Origin of the sequence: Actinomadura sp. BRA 177, assembly GCF_013372625.1 — a bacterium.
Lineage (GTDB): Bacteria > Actinomycetota > Actinomycetes > Streptosporangiales > Streptosporangiaceae > Spirillospora.
On the sequence record NZ_JABXFD010000674.1, the window covers coordinates 1 to 3,205 of the forward strand.

Genomic DNA, 3,205 nt, shown 5'->3' on the forward strand with positions numbered 1-3,205 from the left:
CGCGTGTCCGACCCGCTCGGGCTGCCCCTCGGCCGTCCGGACGAGCCCGCCGCGCCGCCTCCTCCTCCCCCGGCGCCCGCGGCCCCGGCCGCGCACGGCGGCTCCGGTACCGACACCGACGGCCACAAGCTCCCGACGGTGGACGAGCTGCTCCAGCGCATCCAGTCCGACCGGCAGCGGTCGGCGGGCGCGCCGCCCTCGTCCGACCCGCTCGGCGGCGACCCGCTGGCCACCGGCTCCTACGGGACGAACGCGCCCTCGCGCAACACGGGCAACACCGGCCCGTGGCCGCAGGGCGGACAGGGCGGACAGGGCGGCGGGTACGACCCGGGCCCCGGCCTCGGCGCGCCGTCCGGCTACGGACAGCCGCAGCAGCAGAGCGACGGCTACCCGACCGCCCCGGCCTACGGCGAGTCCACCCGCTACGACGACCCGCTGGGCGGCGGCGGCCACGACCAGTACGGCGGATCCGGCGGCGTCTACGGCGACTTCAGCGGCAGCAGCTACAACGGCGCGAACGACCCGCTCGCCGCGCCGCACGACCCGAACGCGCAGGGCGGCTACGCCGACCCGAACTCCACCCAGGCGTACAACCCCGGCTACTACGGCGGCCAGCAGCAGGGCGGCTACCAGGGCGGCCAGCAGAACGACAACAACCCCTACGGCAACCGCCAGCCGGCCGACGACTGGGAGAACTACCGCCGCTGACCCGCACCACGCCCATCCGAGGGCCCGCCGGAACCCAACCCGGCGGGCCCTCGGCATTTCCCCAGACGGACCGTGGGGGCTGGGGGCGTGTGTTCGCGTGAAGGTCGCGCTAGTCGTGATTATATACGTTGTGTGACTTCAAAGACACGTAACGTGTCCATTTTGCGGCGGGATCTGCTTGCGTCGTTCGTGGTCTTCCTTGTCGCGGTGCCGCTGTCGCTGGGGATCGCGGTGGCGTCCGGGGCGCCCGTCGCGGCCGGGCTGATCGCGGCGGTCGCGGGCGGGGTCGTCGCCGGGCTGCTCGGCGGGTCGGCGCGGCAGGTCAGCGGACCGGCCGCCGGGCTCACCGTGCTCGTGGCGGAACTCGTCCAGACCTACGGGTGGCGCGCGACGTGCACGATCACCATGCTCGGCGGGCTGGTGCAGCTCCTGCTCGGCGCCGGACGGGTGGCGCGGGCGGCGCTCGCCGTGTCCCCCGCCGTCGTGCACGGGATGCTCGCCGGGGTCGGCGTCGTCATCGTCCTGGGGCAGGTGCACGTGCTGCTCGGCGGCAGCCCGCAGCAGTCCGCCGTCGCCAACCTGCGGGAACTGCCCGGCCAGCTGATGCACCCGGACGCGGCGCCGGCGCTGCTCGGCGGGCTGACCGTCCTCGTCCTGCTCGGCTGGTCGCGGCTGCCGCGCGAGGGACGGCTGCGGCTCGTCCCCGGTCCGCTGCCCGCCGTGGCCCTCGCGACCGCCGCCGCCTGGGGTTTCGGCCTGCCGGTGCCGCACGTCGACCTGCCGGACGCGCCGCTGGACGGCTGGGCCGCCCCCGTCCTGCCGGCGGGCTCACCGTTCGGGATCGCCGGGGCCGTGGTCTCCCTCGCGCTGGTGGCGGCCGTCGCGTCGCTGCTGTGCAGCGTGGCGGTCGACCGCATCCGGCCGGCCGGGACGCCGCCCGCCGACCTCGACCGGGAGCTGCGCGCGCAGGGCGCCGCGAACGCCGTGTCCGGCCTGCTCGGCGGGCTGCCGGTGGCCAGCGTGATCGTCCGCAGCACGGCCAACGTGGACGCCGGCGGCCGCACCCGGCTGTCGCCCGTCCTGCACGGCGCGTGGGTGCTCGTCCTCGCGCTGGCCTGCGCGCCGCTCATCGAGCGGGTGCCGCTGTCCGCGCTCGCCGCGCTGCTGGTCGTGCTCGGCCTGCGGCTGACCGACCCCGCCCGCGTCCGCGACCTGCGGCACCACCGGGAGGCGCCCGCCTACTTCGGCACCGTCGCCGGCGTCGTCCTGCTGGGGCTCGGCGAGGGCGTCCTGGTGGGCGTCGCGATCATGGCGGTGCTGGCGCTGCGCAGGCTCACCCGGCTGTCGGTCCGCACGGAGCGGCTCGCGCCCCTGCCGGACGACGGGCCCGCCCCGCCGCGCCGGCACGTGGTCGTCGAGGGGACGTTCACCTTCCTCGGCGTCCCCCGCGTGACCCGCGCGCTGCAGGAGATCCCGGCCGGTTGCGGCGTCGACCTGGACCTCAACGTCGACTTCATGGACCACGCCGCGTTCGACGCGATTCACCAGTGGCGGCTCGCCCACGAACGCCAAGGGGGGAGGGTCGACATCGACGAGGTTCATGAGGCTTGGTATGAAAGAGCCGTGACAGGCGATATGACTCAGCCACGCAAAGCAGCCCCGCCGTCCCGCTGGTGGGCACCCTGGGCGAACCGGCGGCGCCGCTCCGAGGCAGAGCTCGACGCACCGGAGACGTCCCCGGCGGCGGTGCTGCTGGACGGCGTCCGCGAGTACCACGGCAGCACGGCCAACCTCGTCCGGCCGATCATGGCCGAGCTGGCGATGAAGCAGAAACCCCAGCACCTGTTCATCACCTGCGTGGACTCGCGCGTGGTGCCGAACATCATCACCGCCAGCGGCCCCGGTGACCTGTTCATCAACCGCAACGTCGGCGCCTTCGTCCCGCGGCACGAGTCCCGGACGCCGGACGACTCCGTCGCCGCCACCGTCGAGTACGCCACCAACGTCCTCGACATCAAGACGATCACGATCTGCGGCCACACCAACTGCGGCGCGATGGCGGCGCTGCTCGCGGGCGGCACCGAGGTGGAGCACCTGACCGGGCTGTCGCGGTGGCTGCGGCACGGCAACCACAGCCTCGCCCGCTTCCTCGCCACCGACCCGGACGGCTGGGACGAGCCGCCGCTCACCCGGCTCTGCAAGATCAACGTCATGCAGCAGCTCGACAACCTGCTGACCTACCCGTGGCTCCGGGAGCGGGTCGAGTCCGGCGAGATCGAGCTGGTCGGCCTCCTGCTGGACCTGTCGACCGCGACGGTCGAGATCCTGGACCGCGCCGCCGGCACGTTCGCCCGCGTCCCGGACGAGGTCCCCGGCACCCACACCGTCACCTGACCGGAGGTGCGGGCCGTCCCCCCGCCCGGACGACCCGCACGCCTCCCACCGGCCGCGGGCGGAGACCCCGGCCTCCCGCGGCCCGGCGGATCGACGCCCGGCC

General features: G+C 74.9%; 1 protein-coding gene and 1 pseudogene. Both read left to right on the plus strand.

The features are described 5' to 3' along the window. A pseudogene (locus tag HUX53_RS37505) lies at positions 1–708 on the plus strand (hypothetical protein); the annotation flags it as partial. 153 nt (positions 709–861) lie between these two features. Next, the gene (locus HUX53_RS37510) at positions 862–3,102 is read left to right on the plus strand and encodes a SulP family inorganic anion transporter (protein ID WP_309237620.1); all 2,241 of its coding nucleotides are present in this window, start codon (positions 862–864) and stop codon (positions 3,100–3,102) included. Positions 3,103–3,205 lie beyond the last annotated feature (103 nt).